The organism is Salinicola sp. MH3R3-1, assembly GCF_001937155.1.
Classification (GTDB): Bacteria; Pseudomonadota; Gammaproteobacteria; order Pseudomonadales; family Halomonadaceae; genus Salinicola; species Salinicola halophyticus.
Window position 1 is genome coordinate 1 of the sequence record NZ_MSDP01000120.1, and the last position, 480, is coordinate 480.

The 480-nt window shown below is 64.8% G+C and carries 1 protein-coding gene; it reads right to left on the minus strand.

Annotated elements, in window-relative coordinates:
• On the minus strand, positions 1-480 hold a 480-nt coding region (locus BTW08_RS18660; RefSeq protein ID WP_168170692.1), incomplete at both ends, for an Ig-like domain-containing protein.

The window sequence follows — 480 nt, forward strand, 5'->3', positions numbered from 1 at the left end:
GCGGTGTAGCTGAAGGTCACGTCGCGGCTCTCACCCGTGGCCAGAGCGTCGAAGTCAGTGCCGGGGGCGAAGCTGTAGGAACCGTCTGCGCTGAACGTCAGGCTGCCGTTGCCAGCGCCGACATCCGTCGCCAGGTCATAACCGGCGATGGTGCCATCGACATCCGTCGCTGCCGGTACCTGACCGGTCAGCAGCGTGTTCTCTTCTGTCGTGGCCGCAGCCGCCTGAGCCACCGGCTCATCGTTGGTGCCGGTGACGGTGATGGTGACAGTCTTGGGTTCACTCACGCCGCCATCGTTATCGGTGGCGGTGTAGCTGAAGGTGACGTCGCGACTTTCGCCCGCGGCCAGACTGTCGAAGTCGGCACCCGGCGTGAAGCTGTAGCTGCCGTCGGCGTTGAAGCTGAGACTGCCGTTGCCCTGACCCACGCCGGTGTCGAGTGCGTAGCTGGCGATGGTGCCATCGACGTCACTTGCTGCT